The 21,644-nt window shown below is 42.1% G+C and carries 13 protein-coding genes and 1 pseudogene; 9 read left to right on the top strand and 5 right to left on the bottom strand.

Annotated features, from left to right (window positions below):
• Window positions 1-107: 107 nt before the first annotated feature.
• On the bottom strand, window positions 108-1,430 hold the full coding sequence (locus tag B1L02_RS20720) for an HD domain-containing phosphohydrolase (protein ID WP_088532659.1): 1,323 nt from the start codon (window positions 1,428-1,430) through the stop codon (window positions 108-110).
• 405 nt (window positions 1,431-1,835) lie between these two features.
• Here B1L02_RS20720 and B1L02_RS20715 point away from each other — a divergent pair, with 405 nt between their 5' ends.
• The 6 genes and pseudogenes from B1L02_RS20715 (at window position 1,836) to B1L02_RS20690 (ending at window position 12,966) form a co-directional block, all read left to right on the top strand.
• The gene (locus B1L02_RS20715; RefSeq protein WP_088532658.1) at window positions 1,836-4,949 is read left to right on the top strand and encodes a glycosyl hydrolase family 18 protein; all 3,114 of its coding nucleotides are present in this window, start codon (window positions 1,836-1,838) and stop codon (window positions 4,947-4,949) included.
• 46 nt (window positions 4,950-4,995) lie between these two features.
• Window positions 4,996-6,423 (top strand): lytic polysaccharide monooxygenase, encoded by a 1,428-nt coding sequence (locus B1L02_RS20710; protein WP_088532657.1) that lies wholly within the window; start codon window positions 4,996-4,998, stop codon window positions 6,421-6,423.
• Between the two features lie 52 nt (window positions 6,424-6,475).
• A complete protein-coding gene (locus B1L02_RS20705) occupies window positions 6,476-8,944 on the top strand; it encodes a glycosyl hydrolase family 18 protein (RefSeq protein WP_088532656.1) in 2,469 nt (822 codons plus the stop codon).
• Window positions 8,945-9,110: 166 nt separating this feature from the next.
• Complete coding sequence (locus B1L02_RS20700; protein WP_088532655.1) at window positions 9,111-9,872, top strand: substrate-binding periplasmic protein; 762 nt, start codon at window positions 9,111-9,113, stop codon at window positions 9,870-9,872.
• Window positions 9,869-11,803 (top strand): RecQ family ATP-dependent DNA helicase, encoded by a 1,935-nt coding sequence (locus B1L02_RS20695; RefSeq protein ID WP_088532654.1) that lies wholly within the window; start codon window positions 9,869-9,871, stop codon window positions 11,801-11,803. Before B1L02_RS20700 ends, B1L02_RS20695 begins: the two co-directional genes overlap by 4 nt.
• Window positions 11,804-12,966, top strand: a pseudogene (locus tag B1L02_RS20690) (anhydro-N-acetylmuramic acid kinase).
• A gap of 3 nt (window positions 12,967-12,969) precedes the next feature.
• Here the strand turns inward: B1L02_RS20690 and B1L02_RS20685 are convergent.
• Both B1L02_RS20685 and B1L02_RS20680 read right to left on the bottom strand, forming a co-directional pair.
• On the bottom strand, window positions 12,970-13,449 hold the full coding sequence (locus B1L02_RS20685; protein WP_088532653.1) for a hypothetical protein: 480 nt from the start codon (window positions 13,447-13,449) through the stop codon (window positions 12,970-12,972).
• Window positions 13,450-13,588: 139 nt separating this feature from the next.
• Window positions 13,589-14,728, bottom strand: coding sequence for a Na/Pi symporter (locus tag B1L02_RS20680; RefSeq protein ID WP_088532652.1), 1,140 nt, complete (start codon window positions 14,726-14,728; stop codon window positions 13,589-13,591).
• A 332-nt stretch (window positions 14,729-15,060) separates the two neighbouring features.
• Between B1L02_RS20680 and B1L02_RS20675 the strand changes: the two genes are divergently transcribed.
• Together B1L02_RS20675 and B1L02_RS20670 are read left to right on the top strand one after the other, a co-directional pair.
• Window positions 15,061-16,968: a sensor histidine kinase gene (locus B1L02_RS20675; RefSeq protein ID WP_223192181.1), complete on the top strand. Its 1,908-nt coding sequence runs from the start codon at window positions 15,061-15,063 to the stop codon at window positions 16,966-16,968.
• Window positions 16,969-17,491: 523 nt separating this feature from the next.
• Window positions 17,492-17,986, top strand: a complete 495-nt coding sequence (locus B1L02_RS20670; RefSeq protein WP_088532650.1) for a YcgN family cysteine cluster protein — start codon at window positions 17,492-17,494, stop codon at window positions 17,984-17,986.
• Window positions 17,987-18,071: 85 nt separating this feature from the next.
• On the opposite strand, the gene B1L02_RS20665 is transcribed toward B1L02_RS20670, so the two are convergent.
• A complete protein-coding gene (locus tag B1L02_RS20665) occupies window positions 18,072-19,025 on the bottom strand; it encodes a carbohydrate kinase family protein (RefSeq protein WP_088532649.1) in 954 nt (317 codons plus the stop codon).
• A 10-nt stretch (window positions 19,026-19,035) separates the two neighbouring features.
• Window positions 19,036-20,208 carry an AGE family epimerase/isomerase gene (locus B1L02_RS20660; RefSeq protein ID WP_088532648.1) on the bottom strand — a complete coding sequence of 391 codons (1,173 nt, stop codon included), beginning with the start codon at window positions 20,206-20,208 and terminating at the stop codon, window positions 19,036-19,038.
• 131 nt (window positions 20,209-20,339) lie between these two features.
• Between B1L02_RS20660 and B1L02_RS20655 the strand changes: the two genes are divergently transcribed.
• The gene (locus B1L02_RS20655) at window positions 20,340-21,614 is read left to right on the top strand and encodes a sugar MFS transporter (protein WP_088532647.1); all 1,275 of its coding nucleotides are present in this window, start codon (window positions 20,340-20,342) and stop codon (window positions 21,612-21,614) included.
• The last annotated feature ends 30 nt before the right edge of the window (window positions 21,615-21,644 follow it).

The raw sequence follows: 21,644 nt of genomic DNA, 5'->3' as shown, positions 1-21,644 counted from the left end.
AGAATTGATAGAACCCACTTCAGAGTATGATGTGTTCTTAATTTCTATATTGACCGCTGTCTATACACAATGTCAGCAAACAAATATTCTATAGCGCATTCGCAAAATTATTGCTTGACCATAATCCGGAAGGGGATTGGACGCTGTGTTTCTAGCTGCTTGAGTTTATCTATCGACTTATCGGTAAAGGTATGACCTTTAGGTAACAGCAAAATTCCTTGATTGCTGTGAAGCGCCAAACCCAAAGTCATACCAGGCTTTAGCTTTTCGGTTGTCAGGATGTCAACCGAGCCGACCTGCTCTTGACCAAGCTCGTTGTTACTCACTGCTTGCTCTAAAATATCAACAACTTCAGGAGAGTAGAAATTACCTCTGTATGTGCGAATTAGATCGAGCGCTAAATCAGCTTTCTCTTTATCAGAACCGTTTGCGCTATATAAGTTGTCATAATAGTCTCGGGCAACTGCCAGTATTTGTGACCCCAAAGGGATTTCTTTACCTTTAAGTCCTTTTGGGATCCCTTGGCCATTAAATTTTTCAAACTGATGGTAAATCGCTTCGGATACGTCAGACAGGTGCTGCGCAGGCATCAGCATAAGCTGTGCAATGGAAGGGTGAGTATAATAAATTTTCTTTTGTGCTTCGCTTAGTTTTCTAGGTGGCGATTTATAAATTTCTGGATCCATCGCTAGTAACCCTACTTCTGCTAGATATCCAGACATCATCGCAGTTTCAGCCACTTCACTTGAGAGTTCTAGCTTCTTAGCTATGATTTTACATAACTTGGCGATATTCTTTGCTTTTTTACCGTCGATAAAAGGATTCGCATTTAGGAAGTTATAGAGCAACTCTACGGTGGCCAGATGTTCTTTGCGTTCCTTTTGATTAGCCTGCTCTAATTGACTTAATACTTTACGGATCTGCGCAGTACGTTTTTGTACTAACCCTTCAAGGTTTTCGTTTAACTCTGTAAGCTGAGCATTCTTTTGCACTATCTCTTCATTAAGCTTCTTGTTTAAGCTTTTTAATCGGTATTTCTCTGAACATTCTTTAACGGTATGTACGAGAATATCGTTGTCCCAAGGCTTTTGAATGTATGCATGGATCCCGCTTTCATTAATGGCTTTAATTGTCGAAGCAAGATCAGAGTACCCCGTAAGTAATATACGTTGTGTATCAGGACTAATACTTTTTACTTCATGCAAGAAGGTGGCACCATCCATCCCAGGCATGCGCATATCACTAATAACAACTTCAAAAGAAGAGTGGCGGATCACCGATAAGGCTTGCTGTGGATCACTGCAGAGCTCAGCATGTATTCCGTTTTGTCGGAATAAGCGATTTAACGAGCGTATAACATTAGTTTCATCATCAAGGCAAAGCACGCGTATTACTTCATTTGAAGTCGTTGATTGCTCGTTAAATTCCAAAGTTTAATCTCCTAAATCAATTAATTTAAACTTAGTTCAAAAAGCAAGCCACGACAAGAAACCGCTAAAATACGCCTTAAGTCTAATATTACCCTTTAACCTTTTTAATAACTTTTTAATATATGCTTAAATAACAAACTATTAACTGTACTAGATTTAGAGAAGTAGACTAGTAACTATCGCTTAATATTAAATAATTACACTTTTATTTAATAGTGCCAATTGGCCTAAACTAAGCATATTAATCAATGGTTTAGTGTTAAATTTCAACGAAAAGCAAGCCTCACTTTACGTTTACGTCAACGTTAAAAGCTAGATAAAATTCTTGTTGCCATATTGATTTTATGTGTTAGCTTTATGTTGTTATTGTTAACCAAATACAATAAATGGTTGGAGAACCAAACTATGAAACAACATGTAAAGGCCCTTAAATTATCGCAAATGGCTTCGATCCTCGGCGCCATTTTCTGCGCAAACTCATACGCTTACAATTGTGATGGCTTACCAGAATGGTCACAAAGCTCAGCTTATAATGGCGGAGCTCAAGTACAAAAATCGCAACAAGCATTTGAGGCAAAGTGGTGGACTCAATCAGATCCAGTTACCCATTCGGGGCAGTGGGATGATTGGAAAAAATTGGGCGACTGTGACAGCGTTGTCACTAACACACCGCCTACAGTACAATCCTTACTACCAGTTGAGGGAAGTTCTTTTAATGAAAATGACAGCGTTGCCATTTCTGTAAATGCAACAGACAGCGATGGTCAAGTAACTCAGGTAGAGTTTTTTGTTGATGGCGCATCAGTCGGTATTGATACGACAGCAACGGGTGATAGTTTTTCATTTAACTGGTCAGCAACGGCTGGGACACACGCAATTTCAGTTATTGCGACAGATGATAAACAAGCGGTGTCTAACTCTTTAATGACCAATATCGTCGTTAATACGACAGGAAATCAGTTACCTTCAGCAAACCTTTCGTTAGGTGGAAGTAGCAATCTCGTTATTAATCAACCCATTGATATCGTACTAGATGGGTCAGATCCAGACGGTACTGTAACCAAGCTATCACTTCTCATTAATGGACAAGTTGCTTTTGAAAGTACCACCGCACCAGCACAACACACCTGGACGCCATCACAACTAGGCGCGGTATCATTAAAGCTTATTGTCGAAGATAATAGCGGCGGTACTGCAGAGAGCATACTCAATGCAAATGTGGTTGAAACCCCTCCAGTCGCAAACAACTGTGTTCCTCATGGTCTTTATCAAACCCCCAACACATCACCTAACTACTGTGATATTTATGATGAAACCGGTCGCGAAAAAATGGGCACCGATCACCCTAGACGTGTCATCGGTTACTTTACCAGCTGGAGAACAGGAAAGAATGGTCAGCCGAGTTATTTAGTTGATGATATTCCATGGGATAAGATCACCCATATAAATTACGCTTTCGCGCACGTTGATGCCAATAATAAGGTATCAATAGGCAATCCAACAGCACCGAACAATCCAGCAACAAATATGACTTGGCCAGGTGTTGCCGGTGCAGAGATGGACCCCGCTCTTCCTTACACCGGTCATTTTAACTTGCTGAACAAATTTAAGAAGCAGCACCCTGATGTTAAAACCTTAATCTCTGTCGGCGGCTGGGCTGAAACTGGCGGTTACTTTGATGAAACAGGTAAGCGTGTCGCAAGTGGCGGTTTCTATACGATGACGACCAATGCAGACGGCAGCGTAAATCACGCTGGTATTGACGCATTTGTAGCAAGTTCTGTTGAATTTATTCGTAAATATAACTTTGATGGCGTTGATATTGACTATGAATACCCATCATCTATGAACGACTCTGGTCACCCCGACGATTTTGCCATCTCAAACCCGCGTCGAGCTGCACTGAATGCTTCTTATCAAGTACTAATGAAAAAGCTAAGAGAAGCATTAGACCAGGCAGGTCAACAAGACAATACACACTACCTGTTAACAATTGCATCGCCATCTTCTGGTTACCTTCTACGTGGTATGGAAACATTCCAAGTTACTAAGTACCTAGACTACGTCAATATCATGTCTTATGACTTACATGGCGCATGGAACCAACACGTTGGCCACAACGCATCGCTATTCGACACTGGCGAAGATTCCGAGCTCAAACAATGGAATGTATACGGTACCAAAGAGTTTGAGGGCATTGGTTACCTTAACACTGACTGGGCCGTTAAATACTTCAGGGGATCTGTCTCTGCAGGACGCATCAATATCGGTATCCCTTATTATACTCGTGGTTTTAGAGATGTTACGGGTGGTACAAATGGCTTATGGGGTCAGGCTGCATTACCTAACCAAGCTGATTGCCCCCCAGGCACGGGCAGCGGTGAAAAGAACAAGTGCGGTAATGGTGCTGTTGGTATCGATAACTTGTGGCACGACAAGAATGACATTGGCTTAGAAGTACCAGCAGGCTCCAACCCTCTTTGGCATGTCAAAAACCTTCAAAATGGTGTTTTGGGTAGTTACCTAAGTGATTATGGACTAGACCCAGTTAACAACCCAGAGCATCAAATTAATGGCACCTATACGCGTCATTATGACTCTGTGGCCGTTGCACCTTGGCTTTGGAATTCCACCAAAAATGTCTTCCTATCCATTGAAGATGAGGAATCTATGGCCGCTAAAGTCGACTATGTCATCAACCAAGAACTAGGCGGTATCATGTTCTGGGAGCTTGCAGGCGACTTCGATTACGATGTGAGCAAGAATGAATATTTCATGGGTTCATCGCTAACAAGCTTAGCCTACAACAAGTTTAACCAAAGTGGCACGCCTTATTCAGTTAAACAAGGTAATAAGACCTTCATAAAACCAACTTCGGCGGTTGATGTAACATTCGTCGCTAAAGATTTTCCTGCGGGAGATGCTAACTACCCAATTGCACCAACTTTTGCCTTTACAAACAACTCAGCGATAGACTTGAGTGGCGCTAAAATTTCGTTTGATGTTCCGGTTGCAACATCTGCCATTTTCAAATCTAACTGGAATGCACAAGAAAAGCTTGGCATGGCAGTAGATGTAAATGGATCGAATGCCGCAGGTAACAATATCGGTGGCTTCGAAAACGAGTTCCATAGATTCTCAATCTCTCTCATAAATGAGTGGGGTGGTACGCCTAAGTCTTTTGCTCCGGGCGAAACCATTAATGCCCAAGTAATGTATTACATGCCTATTTCTGGCCCGGTTAACTTTGTGGTTGAGAAAGACGGCAATCGCTATGCACTCACCAGTGAATACAAGGATCTACCTATTGCAACCCCTGGCACCGGCCCTACAGATCCAATCACTAGCTGTAAAGGCACACCTATCAGTCAAATTGTGGTTTACCCGAATTTGCCACAGGGCACACATGCTGCTCAAGGTGATTTAATTGTTGAAGGAAACGCGGTATATGAAGCGAAATGGTGGAGCAATAAGCAACCATCAGTCAGCAGCGATTATACCAAGGTTTGCAACTTGTAAATGATAAACGGGGAGCTTTGCTCCCCTTTATGAAAGGCGAATAAGCATGAATAGTTTACAACGTAAATATGCGCTTGGTCTTTTGGGCGCAACCTCAGCTTTGCTTTCAAGCACAGTTTCAGCTCACGGTTTTATGGACTTTCCCAAAGCAAGGCAAGCAATCTGTCAGGCGCAAGGAGGCTATTGGTGGCCGGATGATGGCTCAAATATCCCAAACTTAGCCTGTCGCGCAGCTTTTCTTGACTCCGGCCATTTCCAATTTGTGCAAGAGCATGAGTTTTCAACTAACACCGCTGATTACAACAATCTGGAGGCGGTAAAAGTGAATATACCAGACGGAACGCTCTGCTCAGCGGGCGATCCAAACAAAAGTGGTATGAGTGTTGTTTCACCTCACTGGCAGCGTACAGTTGTCGAACCAAACGCTCAAAATAAACTTGCAATTAGCTTTAGAGCGACAACACCGCACAACCCGAGCTTTTGGCAGTTTTTCCTTTCGAAACCAAGCTACGATGGTGATACATCGCCCCTGACTTGGAATGATTTAGAGCTAATCAATGAGTTTGGCAATATTGATTTCGTTGTCGATCCTGAAGGTAAACGTTTCTATAAAATGGAAATAGATATACCTCAAGGGCGTGAGGGCAATGCAGTTTTATATACGCGTTGGCAACGGTTAGATGTCGCAGGTGAGGGATTTTATAATTGCTCGGATATCACGATAGCATCATCTGGCACACCACCAGAATGGGTTAGCAGCGGTTATTTCTTAAAACAAGGACAAGACGCCAATGCTGGTGACAGTGTGTGGTTTAGGACATTTGACCAATCTGGTAATGAATTAATTAGCCATAGCCTTAAGGTAACTTCCACGAATGTATCAACATGGCAAGCTGAGTTAGCTCAATACCTTAATAACAATTACGGTAATAAGGTCAACATCGGTATCAAACAAGTGGACGGTTCAATCGCGTTTGATGCAAATGCCTTATTAGCAAACGAAGTATTTTTGCCAAATGCCGCTTACACCAGCAACCTTAGCATTGTAAAAGGTGGTGACAACACCGCACCAACGGTAAACCCAATTTCTAACCAACGTATCGCGGAAAGCAGTCAAGCGACAGTGCATGCTCATGCGTTTGACGACCAAAATGATCCACTAACATTCATTTGGCGTATTCCTGCTCCGCTTAGCTTTAGTGGCGAAGGTGACACAATTACCATCTCAGCACCTGAAGTTGCAGCTGATCAAACGTTTCAGGCTGAACTTAATGTTACTGACGGCAAGGCGAGCACGACCGTAAAATTCTCAATCACTGTTCAAGATAGCATCAATAACCAATATCCAGCTTGGAATAGTACAACTACCTATGTTGCAGGCGACAGAGTAACACATCAACAGAAAGTGTATGAAGCTAAGTGGTGGACACAGGGAGAAGAGCCCGGTACATCCGACGTTTGGAAAGCAATTTAAAGAAAACCCACATTAATTGGGTACAACATGTAACTACAATAAGGTTGAAGATATGAAACTTAATAAAATAACCAGCTATATAGGACTTGCCTTACTGAGTGGCGGGGCATTTGCAGCCCCGTCCACACCAACGTTAGACTGGCAGCCACAACAGTATTCGTTCGTTGAAGTCAACGTCGATGGGCTTGGTTCTTACAAACAATTAGTTAAAGCCAAAGACGTGGTGAATATTAGCATCAAATGGAATGCATGGAGCGGTTCTGGCGGCGACAACTATAAAGTATACTTTGATGATCAGCTTGTTAACCAAGGCACACTTGCAGCAGGTACCAAAAGCGGCGTAGTGCAATTCCCCTATACTAAATCTGGACGCCATCAACTTTACCTAGAATTATGTGAAGGTACAGTTTGTGCAAGAAGCGCAGGAAAAGAGATCGTCATTGCTGACACGGACGGAGCACACTTAGCGCCCCTTCCTATGAATGTAGATCCGAATAACCGCAATAACGGTACAATACCAGGGCGCGTAACGGGTGCATATTTTGTTGAATGGGGTATTTATGGCCGTGACTACGACGTAACTAAGATCCCAGCTCATAACCTGTCACACATTTTATATGGCTTTATTCCTATTTGTGGTCCTAACGAGTCGCTAAAATCGATTGAGAATGGTAATAGCTGGAGAGCGTTACAAACGGCGTGCGCTGACTCTCAAGATTATGAAGTGGTTATTCACGACCCTTGGGCTGCGGTACAAAAATCTATGCCTGGTGTGGACGCAAAAGATCCAATTCGCGGTGTTTACTCTCAGTTGATGGCGCTGAAACAGCGTTATCCAGACCTTAAAATTCTACCTTCCGTTGGTGGATGGACGCTTTCAGATCCATTCCATGGCTTCACCAACAAAGCAAACCGCGACACTTTTGTTGCGTCAGTAAAGCAATTCCTTAAAACGTGGAAGTTTTATGATGGTGTTGATATAGACTGGGAATTCCCAGGTGGTGATGGTCCAAACCCAGATTTAGGCGATCCGGTTAATGACGGTCCAGCATATGTGGCGCTAATGCAAGAACTTCGCGCAATGCTTGATGAGTTAGAAGCGGAAACAGGACGTCAATATGAGCTCACTTCTGCAATAGGTGCCGGTTACGATAAGATTGAAGACGTTGATTATCAAGCAGCTCAGCAATATATGGATTACATCTTCGCGATGACCTATGACTTCTATGGCGCTTGGAACAATGAAACAGGTCATCAAACAGGTATCTACTGTGGCTCACACCTAAGTACTGATGAGTGCAACGGCACTGGCGTTGACGACAATGGTGTGCCGCGTAAAGGCCCAGCTTATACAGGAGACCATGCGATACAACTGCTACTTCAGCAGGGTGTACAGCCGTCTAAGCTAGTCATGGGCGTTGCAATGTATGGCCGTGGCTGGGAAGGTGTACTAGATTCCAATGCTACTATTCCGGGTAATCCGATGACAGCGCCGGGCAATGGTCCTTTGACTGGTTCAACGAGCGAAGGCGTTTGGGAACCTGGCATTATGGATTACAAAGCGATTGCAGCAAACGCTGTAGGGCAAGGCGGTTCAGGTGTTAATGGCTATGAAGTTGGCTACGATGAGCAAGCACAAGCAGCATATGTTTGGAACAGAAGTAACGGTAAACTCATCACTTACGATAGCCCGCGTAGCGTTATCGCAAAAGGTCAGTATGCAAACACTCATCAACTAGCCGGTTTATTTGGCTGGGAAATTGATGCAGATAATGGCGACATTCTAAATGCTATGTACGATGGTCTTACAGCTGGTGAGATCCCAAATCGTGCGCCTTCTATCGGTATGTCTGGACCAATCAATGTGACCTCAGGTCAGATTGTAAATGTTGATGCGCAAGCAAGCGATTTAGACAATGATCCGTTGACCTATTCATGGGTTGCAGCATCTGGTTTGACTTTATCTGCTAACAACACCGCAGCAGTTGCTGTGACTGCACCTTCAGTCACCCAACAGACAAGCTACGACTTGACGGTAACAGTAAATGATGGCGCGCTATCGACAACGAAAACGATCTCAGTTGTAGTAAATCCAGAAGGCGCTAATGCAGCACCAGTCGTTACACCTATTTCGAATATTACGGTTAACGAAGGCGCTTCAGCCACTGTGAATGTAACAGCAACTGACCCCGAAGGTGCAGCACTAAGCTATAGCTGGAGTGCACCTGCAGAGCTAAGCATTGCAGCAAACGGCAGCTCAGCTTCAATCACTGCGGCAAATGTGACTGCTGACACAACAGTGCCAGTTACTGTTACCATATCAGACGGAGTAAACGCCGTTGATACGACATTTAATGTCACGATTAAAGACGGTGGCGCACAATATCCAACTTGGGATAGTTCTGCGGTCTATGTCGGTGGAGACCGGGTAATTCACAACGGCAATGTCTTTGAAGCAAAGTGGTGGACTCAAGGTGAAGAACCTGGAACTGCTGATGTATGGAAGGCAGTAACTAACTAATCTACCAATCCCTAATTAATGAGCTTGCTAGTCAAGCTCATTTTTTATCCACAAAAACATAAAATTAACCGTTTTCTGTCTATTATCTCCAATTTCTTCTTTCTTTTTCTGCTTGGTCTTTCATAATGACATAATGAACTTCATAAAAGAGTCATAAGTTCTGGCTGTGCTTATTCGTCTATCCGTTTTATTATTCGTTTTAGTTTTTTCAAAAAGCTACGCTTCCGATTGCGCGAATAAGTTGTCCCTAAAAATCGGCATTGGATCTAGCTGGCCGCCTTTCGTGATGTATGGTACTCGTCCCTATGGCATAGACGTAGATATCACTAGAGCGGTGTTCGAGCGCGCTGGGTTTTGTATCGAATTTATCCAACTTCCATCCTCTGCCCGAGGTATCACAGAGCTTGAAAAGGGCTTAATTGATGTTCTACCATCCGCGAGTTTTAGCGTAGATAGGGCCAAAATTGCTTACTTTTCTTCACCATACCGACGTGAAAAAATGCGCCTTTTTGCCAATAAGGAAATAGATCTAGATAGCAACTTAATCGAGTTATTCTCTGCGGGTTATTCATTCACAGCTAATCCTGGCGCCTACTATGGCGAGGAAGTAAAACAAATAAAAAAAATTGATTGGTACGATAAACGTTTGTTTGAAATAGCGAGCTTAGACAGACGGATTGAGATGGTGGCTAAGAACCGCGTTGATTTTCTCATTGAAGATGAAGACGCAGGCTATTACTATATCAACAAGCTTGGCTATAAAGGCATTCAGCTTCACCCTTATGTAGTTAACGATAACGCTATACATTTTATGCTCGGACGTCATGCATTTAAGCGTAGCGACATTGAACGCATCAATGAAGCAATAACTAATTTAAATGGCACAATAGCGAATATCTCAGAAAAATATAGAAAAGATTCAGGATGACTCAACAACAGCTACTTTTTCAAACACTACAAAGCACATTTGGACATACAACACTTCGCCCAGGGCAATCTGAAGTCATCGAGTCTATACTGCAAGGTCAAAGTGCAATCGCTATTTTTGCAACTGGTGCAGGAAAATCGTTGTGTTACCAGTTACCTGCAATAATCAAGGAAGGCATGTGCTTAGTCGTTTCACCACTTTTGGCACTGATGCATGAGCAGCGAGATTACCTACAAAGCAAAGGAATTGCGACAGCCTGTCTCGATAGTACTCAAACCAAAGAGCAGACGTTACGCACAGAGAATGCGGTGCGGGACAATGCACTTAAAGTCCTTTTTATATCAGTCGAGCGTCTGAATAGCCAAAAAGCACGGACTTTATTATCACAAAGCAATATCTCTTTTCTTGTCATCGACGAAGCCCATTGTATTTCTGAGTGGGGACATAATTTCAGACCTGATTACCTAAAAGTAGCTAAATATCGACATGAACTCAGGATCAATCAAGTTTTGTTACTAACTGCAACAGCGACAAATAAAGTCGCTCGAGATATGGCAGATAAATTCGAAGTCTCTGAACAAAATATCATTAGGACTGGTTTTTACCGAAAGAACCTTTTGTTAAGTGCAGCCCATATTAGCGAATCACAAAAAGACGAATATTTGCTCGCCTTTTTAAAAAGGGCGAAGGGCGCGGGTATCGTTTATGTAACACAACAAAAGCAAGCAGAAGAAGTGGCAAAAATGATAACTGCCTGTGGCTTTCCAGCAGAAGCTTTTCACGCATCTTTACAGCCCGAGAAAAAGGCACAAATTCAAGCTGACTTTCTAGCTAAAGCAAATCTTATCGTTGTGGCTACCATTGCATTTGGGATGGGTGTAGACAAACCCGATGTCCGTTGGGTACTACATTATGATATGCCAAAATCGATTGAAGGATATAGCCAAGAAGTGGGCAGGGCGGGGAGAGATGGTGAGAATGCACATTGCGTAGCATTAATTAATAATGAAAAAATTGCCACATTAGAGAATTTCATTTATGCCAATGCATTAGAGCGTGAGTCATTAACGCTGCTGTTTAACGAACTATTTGCTGATCTAAGTACAGATTATCACCTTAATGAATACGATCTCGCTTACAAAACTAATATTAATCAATTGGTACTAAAAACGCTTATCGTCCAGCTCGAACTTCAAGGTTATTTACAGGTAAACTACAGCTACTTTGCAGAGCTAAGCATCGCATTCACCCAAGAAAAAGATAAAATATTAGCGAAATACTCGCCCGAGCGACAACTATTTTTGACTCGGCTATTCTCGTGTTTTGAATTCAAAAAGAAATGGGGATTGCTTTCACATCAAACATTGAAGGAGCACAATATCCCACTGACAAAAGCGCAAGAAGTCGTTGAGTATTTGCAAAGCCAACAATTGATTGAAGTAAAAGTCGCTAAATATACGTCGGTTTATTCAAAGCCTACTCAACATGTAAACATTAATGAATTGGTTCAGTCTTTCTACCAACAGTCACAAATTAAAGAACAAGGTGAACTTGCACGGCTAAGACATCTACTTAAATTTTTCCAACTTACTTCATGCTACCACAAAGCGCTCGCCAGTTATTTTGGCGACAAGCTCGCACCGGAGCAATGTGGTCATTGCAGTGTCTGCAGTGGTAAGCATCTAATCGTCAATGTACAAGAGAACAACGAATTAGATGTTGAAACAACACGAAATATATTAAGAGACGTTTCACAGTTTGCAGCGCAACGCGGCGTTACTTTTACAACTCACCTCAAAACGTTGTTTTTACTGGGCTTAAATTGCCCCTATTTTACTAAATATAAATTCAGACAACTTAGCGGGTTTGGTAGCTTATCCAGCGAAAAATATGAGAAGGCAAAAGCATTGATCACGGAGCGCGCTTTATAAATGAAAGCAGATATCATTAAACTCGCCACGATCGCGGAAAAAAAGACAAAATATATACTCGGACTAATGAGCGGTACCTCATTGGATGGATTAGATATTGCGTTATGTAAAATTGAAGGTGTGGGGAAAAATACACTAGTCACGGTCGAAAAATTTACCACGATAGAGTATAGCCCTTCGCAAAAGCAGCTTCTCAGTGATCACGCTTCTAAATCTCAGGTCAGTCTTAAGACGCTATGTCAGTTAAATACTTGGCTCGGTGAGTTGTACGCGACTCTAATCAATAATATTTTAGCTGAGTGGCAAGTTGCGGCAGACACAATTGACCTAATCGCAAGTCATGGACAAACACTTTACCACTGTCCGAAACAACCTTTTGCAGACTCGGACGCATTAAATAGCACATTACAGATAGTTGATGCCGATATTATTGCGACAAAAACGAATATCATCACCATCGCAGACTTTAGACAAAAACATATTGCTAAGGGTTTTGAGGGAGCACCTCTCGTGCAATATGGTGACTATCTATTATATTCGGATTCGAATATCGATAGGGTGTTGCTCAATATCGGCGGTATTTCAAATCTTACTTATTTACCAAAAAATTGTGCGCTAGCACAGAGCGTGAGTAGTGACATCGGTCCAGGAAATACCTTAGTAGATCAATATTGTCGCCACGTGCTAGGGCTGCCATTCGATGAAGATGGTAAGATTGCATCAAGCGGCAACATTCAATCGCCATTTCTCGAAGCCTTGCTGTCACACGAATTCTTTAATGAGCCAGTTCCAAAATCAACAGGACAAGAGCTATTTAATCAAACCTTTGTGCATCAAGCATTGGAGGGCAAAGATTATAATCATGAAGATATTATCACGACACTCACCGAATTCACCGCTATCACGGTCGCAAATGCAGTTAATGCACTCAGTTCAACTGAATTAGAGTTATATGTCAGTGGGGGGGGATCCATAATGCATTTTTAATGGAGCGAATTGCAATCCATATAAGTAAACGCGTCTCACTCAGGGATTTTTCACAACTTGGTGTTAACCCTGATGCCAAAGAGGCCGCCTTATTTGCCCTACTTGCGAATGAAACCGTTTCAGGTGACAGCAATGCACTACCTTTTTCTATGGGTAAGATTTCACTACCAACATAGTCGTTAAAAAACAGATAATACAGCACTGACCGCCGAGTTAACTATACGCTTGAAGCCTGTAGCCTGAGTTGTCACCAGTTCAGATACTGGTTCGCTTGCAATAATACGCTCGTTCAAAATGATATCAAACTCAGCCGCGTTTTTTAGGTAATCATGGAGTCCCACTAGGTTCAATTGCATAAAGTAAGGGCCTGCATCAAGCGATTGCTTTACTTTGATTTCTACAATCTTAGTAAGATAATACTCAGGGTCAACCACCAAAGAGACCTCACACTTGGCATTTCGCTCACCGTGTTTTGTTAGTACAACGTTAATTCGGTCATCAATACGCGCATCCATTGGCAACTCTATGATCAAAGAAAGCCCTTGTTCACCTGGTTGCAGATTAAGTTTCTCATATGGCTGAACAGCACGGTACTGTCCCCTCATAGAACTTGTTATCTGCGCTGCATTAAAACTAAAAATACCAGGTTTGCTACTCATTACTTTCTTTCGTTATTTACAAGACAATGTTAATTATCTCAAAGCTAGATTACAGAATTATGACTTAAAAACTAAAGGCAAAAAAAGTAAAAAAGCTCAGCAATACTGAGCCTTGAAATGCACTTTTTGTTAGTTCTATTTATCTTACTGCAAGCATAATGAGTCCCGGAAATACAAAGAATGAACCTAATACATAAGCCAGAGCAGCCGGCTTATTCTGTGCGCCAATGTGAGCTAGCTTCTCGGCTAGACGAAGCGGGATTTCTCTGAGTAACGGTATACCGTAAATAAGCGCCACTGCAAAAACATTAAACATGACATGTACAAGTGCAATCGTTAATGCGACTTCTGCAGCATCACCAGTAATAGATGTGGCCGCCAGCAAAGCTGTAATTGTAGTGCCTATATTCGCACCTAAAGTAAACGGATATATTTGACGAGTGGTAAATACACCGCTGCCAGCGAGCGGGATCATTAAGCTGGTTGTTGTCGATGACGATTGTACCATTACCGTAACTAATGCGCCTGAGCTGATGCCTACGACAGGACCTCTACCAATCGCACTGTGTAACAGCTCTTTCGCTTTACCCACCAGTGCTTTCTTGAGTAATTTACCTAAGTAGGTTACAGCGAACAGGATCATCATGATCCCGATAACGACCATAGCAATACCGGCGGCCGTCGAATCTAAGAAGCTAACACCATCTTTTACTACACTAACCGCTGGCTTCACCATTGGTTTGATAAAGTTGTAGCTATTTAGCGATAAGTCAGCGTCTCCCACAAAAACATTGGCCAGTCCTGCTGCGAGCTTCTCTAACATACCAAACATGATTTCCAAAGGTAGAAAGATAGTGACGGCTAATAAATTAAAGAAGTCATGTACAGTGGATGCGGCAAACGCTCTTCTAAACTCTTCCTTACTACGAATGTGGCCGATAGAAACGAGCGTATTAGTAATAGTCGTACCGATATTTGCGCCCATCACCATAGGAATTGCGATGCTAATAGGTAATCCACCAGCAACAAGACCAACAATAACAGAAGTCACCGTCGAAGAAGACTGCACCAATGCCGTTGCTAAAGCGCCTAAGAGTAGGGCGACGATTGGATTGGTTGCAAATGCGAAGATTTCCTTTGCGCCTTCACTTCCACCTGAAGCCAACTTAAAACCGCCGCTCACTGTGCCAACTGCGACTAAGACTAAGTAAACAAGTATTAAGATTGACAGCCAGTTCAAAAGTTTAGCTGATGCTGAAGTCTGAGATTGATTAACCATAGTTTCGCTCTTAGAGTAAGTAATGTTCTTTCATTACACTTTTATTTCAGCTGCGCATTTAACCACTCTATTGTTACAGTTATATTTCAGTTTTATATAACTCGGCTCGTATGCACATTTCCTCACCGCATTTTTTTGAAACAGTGATAACTAATAGTAGTAATATGCTGTTTTTACTGATTATTAGTGTTGTAATGCATTTACATTTGTTTACTCCTCCAAATTTGATCCACATTTGCTTCACTATTTAAAAGTAGGATTTAGTAATAATTATTGTGCCTTATATCACTATGTTAAGACTTTTCTCGTTGTTTTTTATGCTTGTCTCTTTCATGGCTGAGGCAGTTGACTCCACGCCAAGTGCTGAGTATAGAGTAAGTGAACCATTAACAATTCATTTTGGAGAAGTCAGTGCTGCGCAATTATCTTCAACGCTCGGCTTAAACGAGCTCGAAAGCCAATCCATATTAGAAATACTTTCAAGCCGAGCACCTGAGCTTAAGAATGAGTCTTATCAGTGGGCAATTATTACACCAAATATGCTTGTCTCCGCCGGTAGCAATTACCTTTCTTTTGGTTTTGCTAGATTACCTTGGCTAAGTGTCGTATCGGTTAACAATGGAAAGGTCTCATTTTTAACGCAGCACACCCTAAATACCGCGTTTAATGTTAGGGAGGTAGAAGCGCCTCAGCTATATTTACCAATATCAAGAGAGCACTTAGAAGGGGCTAGTCTTATTGTTCGCTATCAAACTTTTGCGAATGCCCCCGCCGATCTTAGATTAATCAATGACAATGAACTAAACAGCAATGTTCTTACCAGTACGATAATGAATGCAGCGCTTAGCGGGTTCATAGCAGCAGTATTTGTCATCGTACTAGTTAATTTTTACTTTAATGCCAATGCGACTAACGCTTATTATTGTATTTGGACGCTATTGTTTTTGCTGATTTTATTGGACATTTCTGGGTTCACGTTTCAATATTTCTGGCCTTTAGAAGGTAAATTTGCAACCTTATTCTCAGCTTGTTTGATGACCTTTGTGCCAGTGTTTCATCTTCTTTTCATAAAGCAATTTCTGCAATTAAAGCGTAGAAACAAAACCTTACATCTTCTCTATAATGGATTTTTAGCGGCCTATCTGCTGCTTATCCCGATTGCAATCTATTCAAAATCAGTGCACTACAACCTAGTATTGAGCCTGAGTATCATCCCGCTATTTCTTTATACCGGCTATTGGTCTTTGAAACAAAGGGCTCCAGGCTCTGTAACTTTCTCCCTCAGTCTGCTAAACCACGTAACCTTTGTAAACGTCATTGCTATCGGTGGGACTATGTTTGTAGGTTTTATCAATGTTTATCACATATCGAGCGCGATTAAGCTTGGTTATTTAATTGAGGTCATGTTGTTCACGCTCGCACTTGCGCAGCAAAATAAGTCGGCCCAAAACAACCTCTTATTAACCCTACAAACTCAGGTGAATGCGCTCGCGAATACCGTGCAAGTTGAAAAACAGTTCAACCACCGAAATCAACAAGCTTTAGAAAAGAAAGAGCAACGCTTATTTACCGATCTCTCACATGAGCTTCGTACACCATTAACGGTTATGAAGGTACAGGTTGAATCTCTACAATATAATATCGTTGAGAATGTTCAGGAAAGTTACGGCAAACTCATGGATAAAATCGACGAGCTAAATCACTTTATTAATCAATTGATGCTCGTCACTGACAATGAAAAGTTAGCAACTATGCTTAATCTAAGAGACTTTACAATCTGTAAGTTAGTAAACCGAGTGCATGCTCAGGCTGCGGGTTTATTTAAGGATAATAAAGATCAATTAGAAGTTAACTATCAAATTTCTGGTACAGAAAAGATAACTATCGACTTAGACGCGATAACTAATTGCGTTCTCGAAATCTTAGTTAATGCGATTAAACATGGCGGAGATAAAGTTCAAGTAAAAATGAGTTTTTTTTGCTTAGACAGCAACTTGACAATACGCATTGAGGACTCAGGCACACCGCTATCTTATGAGGCGCATCAACAGCTATTCGACCCACTTTACAAATCACAATCTGCAAGAACCAGTTCAGGAAAATCCAAGGGGATGGGTCTTGCAATGTGCAAAAAAGTGGTGGAAGCCCATAGTGGACAAATTGAGTCTTTTAATAGTTTACTAGGCGGGTTGAACATGGAGATCAAGCTTCCGTTAACTAAAGAACCCGCTTTCGGCTGATATAAAAAAGTACTGTTACATCACGTTTTAATTTTTCGTCGCGGCATCAAATTAAGCCAAAACGCAATTTCAAGTGCCACACCCAATACCACAAATATGAACATTCCTGTTTGGCTGCTATAACTATAAGATGCTATTGCACCAAGGAGTAAAGCCAATAAAATAATGATTCTGTAAAATGTTTTCATAGTGCATTCTTTTCCCTTTTCCATAGCGCCTCAGCTTTATACACTAATTCATTTACAGCCGAATACCAACTGCCAATTCACTTAGCACAAAAGAGAAAGACCTGCCTTTTGTCTCAACCAACGACCCTCGCTACGCTTCATAATCACAGACAAATAGCGCTAACGGCAAAGATTATGAAATAAAAATAGTACTTTAATCATCGTCAGCAATAAATAGTTCGCCAATTTTGAATTACGTTTAACTATCCTATAGAATGCGCCGCTTGTTTGATGTGATCGATTCCGACGTCACAAATCAAATATGATGCAAAAAAGCGTAATGAAGGGGCAAAGTAATGAGCTTTTGGCAAGAAAAAACACTCGAAGAAATGACTAGAGATGAGTGGGAAGCGATTTGTGATGGCTGTGGTAAATGCTGTTTACACTCTTTTATCGACAGCGATGAAGAAGATGAATCATTTGAGAGCACCGACTTTTTACGCGAAGGTGAAGAGTTACTCTACACAGATGTTGTTTGCCAATATAACGATAAAAATAGCTGTGGTTGTAGCCGCTACAGCGAACGACAAATTCTAGTACCCTCTTGCGTACAGCTGACTAAAGAGAACCTCAAAGATATCTTTTTTATGCCAAACAGTTGTAGTTATCGAAGACTTCATGAGGGCAGGGGACTGGCAAGCTGGCATCCACTTAAAAACAATGGTTCCAAACAAGCCATGATAGATGCGGGCATCAGTATTTTTGGTAAGGCTACCTCTGAGCTAGAGGTGGATTTAGAATCCGATTTTGAAGCACATATTGTAGAATGGCCCCATATAGACAGTGACTAAAGAAACAATCGCTAGACTAGGATAGATGCGCAGTAACGGGACGCGCATCTATCCTAGGGTAGTTAACCTGATCTCAGGTTAGTTACTATTCGCCTATATCACCTTTTGACGGTAAAGAGGCAAATGCACCGTAACGTTGAACAGCGAACGCACCGCATTTCGCAGCATACGCGACTAATGATTTTGCCTCATCCAGTGAGATAGCAAATTCGGTATCTCGGGTAGGTTTAAACTTTCGAATGATCTCAGCAAGTAATCCCCCCACAAACGCATCTCCCGCAGCGGTTGTATCCACGGCTATAACTTTAGGCGCCGCTACTGTCGTCCTCTCACAGGATAGATAGACTTCAACTGGGTTTGCACCGTCAGTTATCAATAATAATTGAGTTTGTCTAGCCATGATTGCGTCTATAGTTTGTGCTTCGGTTTTATCGGCATGGCTCTGAGTATTGAGATATTCAAGCTCCTCTCGCGACAGTTTGACGACGTGACTTAGGGCGATGCAATGCCAAATTCTATCAAGAATATGCGTAGTCGAACTCCACAGGTTCAGCCTGAGGTTCATATCAAAACTAACAAGCATGTTGTTTGCCCGTGCACGCTCAAGTGCATAAATCGTCGTTCTATAGATATTCTCTTCAGTAAGACTATTACTGCATATATGTATCACGGAGTGCTCAGTAAACATATCTTCAGAAAAATGTGATTGTCTGAACAACAAATCCGCCGCTGGTGGTCTATAAAAACTAAAGCTTCTCTCACCTTCTTTATCAAGAGAGACAAATGCCAACGCCGTTTTGGCTTTATCTGTATACTCAAGATAACGGGTGTTTACCCCATTGGTCTGTAACGCTTCAGCTAAAAACTGGCCAAACATGTCGTTGCCTAACATACCGCAAAAATAAGCGTCCACACCTTGCTTTGCCGCTGCTACCGCTACATTAGCAGGCGCGCCGCCTGCATATTTAGTAAATGACTCTGGTGTTTTACCATCCGATAAAAAATCGATCAGTGCCTCACCAAAACAAACTAATGCCATACTATTCGCCTTATAACTTCATTGAACGTAGGACCTCGTAACACGCGCCCATCGTGTGATAATCGGTCTTGCCCGCTGGGCTTTTCTCATCACTGTATTTTTCATTCTTGTTATTCAAGATCCGATACCAAGCGCCGTACTCATGGTCAACAAAGTTGTCCCAAGCGTATTGCCAGATTTGGTCGTACCACTGCCAATACTTCTCATCACCGGTTTCAAGCGCAAGTAGCGCAGCCGCAGCGAATGATTCAGCCTGAACCCAAAAGTATTTATCATCGTCACAAATCGACTTATCCGGCGCAAAACCATAATAAATCCCACCAAACTCACTATCCCAAGCAGCTTTTAGTGACTCATCAAATAAGTGTACGGCTTTTTCCACAAGCCATGCTTTTGGCATGTAGCGGTTAATTAACAATAATAGTTTTGACCACTCCGTTTGATGGCCTGGCTGAAATCCCCAAGGTCTGAATAGGTGCTTAGGATCGTCTTTGTTATAATCAAGGTCGACTTGCCATTCACTATTATAATGCTCCCAAATCAGCCCTTCTGCTTTAGCCGCTTGGCGATTTACCATATTATCGGCAAGCAAATACGCACGCTGTAAAAATTTTTCATCCTGTGTTGCCTCATAGCAAGCTATTAGCGCTTCACAGGTATGCATATTGGCATTTTGACCACGATACTTATCTGCTCGATTGAAATCCGCATCGTACTCATCTTTATAAAGCCCAAAATCAGGCTCGAAGTATTTGTCTTCTAACAGCTGCCATACTCGCTCAATTGCAGACTTGCTCTCGAATAAGCCAACCTTTAAGGCACTAGCATGAGCCAACAAAACAAAGGCTAGGCCATAGCAATGGTTTGTGCCATCTACTACTTTTTCGCCTTTGAGTAACCAAGCATAACCTCCATTTTTCTGCCTGTGGATGGTTTCCAAATAATCTATGCCATGTTTAACCTTATCTAAGTCAGAAGGCTCCTTAAAATAGTCATAAGCCATCGCATAGTTAAACACAAAGCGAGTACTAGATACCAAATGACGCGTACTCGCGTCATAAATCTCGCCATTATCCTTGAAGAAGTGATTAAAGCCACCACGTTCATCCACGCAATTTGGTGCGTAAAAGCTGAGTGTTTTTTTAATGTGTGCTTCTAAAAATTGCGTTGTTCTAAAATTCATCTAACTTTTAACCTACTGCTGAACATTTTTGTTACTTTAGCAGATAAAACATGGAACGATCCAATAAAACATTTGTGATTTTCATGTAACAGTGTGTAGAATCAAGGTGAAAACAGATTGGAGTATCACTTGTGAGCGAAATAAATACAAACCAAACCTTCGTCACAAGCGGGAATACCGAGAATAATAATTATCGACTTCCGCTTATTGCAATGACAACGCTTTTTTTCCTATGGGGATTTATCACCGTTTTAAACGATGTACTCATCCCACGCTTAAAAGGCGTATTTGACCTTAACTACACAGAAGCAATGCTAATCCAGTTTTGCTTTTTTAGTGCCTATTTTATTGTTTCATTACCTGCGGGGTACTTAGTTAAACGCTTTGGTTATAAAAATGGCGTATTAATGGGCTTAATTGTGGCATCAATCGGCTGCATCATGTTTTACCCAGCTGTAGTTGTGCACGAATATTGGATCTTCCTCTCAGCCCTTTTTGTACTGGCATCTGGAATTACAGTTTTGCAGGTATCAGCGAACCCCTATGTTGCAGCACTTGGCCATCCACGCACTGCGTCAAGTCGTTTAAACTTAGCGCAAGCGCTTAATTCTCTGGGTACCACTATTGGACCTATCGTTGGTGGCTTTTTACTGTTTGGCTCAGCCGGTACGTTAACCGTTGAAGCTGCGGCAAGCGCAGAGGGCGTAAAGTTACCTTATCTTATTTTGGCCGCAGCGCTGCTTACAATCGCCGTTGTATTCGCGTTTTTAAAGTTGCCCATCATTGCTGAACATACCGAAGCCGTTGATTGTAAAGCGAAACACCATAACCTAATTGAAGCGCCCCATTTGGTGATGGGCGTAGTGGCTATTTTCTGTTATGTCGGTGCAGAAGTTGCCATCGGCAGTTTCCTGGTAAATTACTTTGCAGAACCTGAAATCGCTGGGCTTGAAGAACATGCAGCAGCAAAACTTATTGGTTACTACTGGGGTGGTGCAATGGTTGGGCGCTTTATCGGCTCAGCTGCACTTAAAACTATTGCACCTTCTAAAGCAGTCGCTTTCAACGCCGTCGTTATTATATTATTGTTGGCATTGACCATGAGCACCAGTGGCAACATTGCGATGATTGCCGTGCTGGCGATTGGCTTATTTAATTCAATCATGTTCCCGACTATCTTCTCAATGGCAATTGAAGGCCTGAGTTCATTAACGAGTAAAGGCTCTGGCTGGCTATGCTTAGCCATTGTCGGTGGCGCAATAGTGCCGCTTGCTCAAGGTGTGATTGCTGATAAATTCCATATTCAGATCAGCTTTATCGTGCCACTGCTTTGTTATGTCTACATCGCATGGTACGGCTTGAACGTGGTTAAGTTGTCGCAAAAGTGGCAAGCAAAATTGAATTAAGTTAACGAAAGTTTACAAGGCGAGCATAGC

The organism is Pseudoalteromonas piscicida, assembly GCF_002208135.1.
Lineage (GTDB): Bacteria > Pseudomonadota > Gammaproteobacteria > Enterobacterales > Alteromonadaceae > Pseudoalteromonas > Pseudoalteromonas piscicida_A.
Note: the sequence above shows the minus strand (reverse complement) of the source record. Positions and strands in the feature narration are given on the sequence as shown.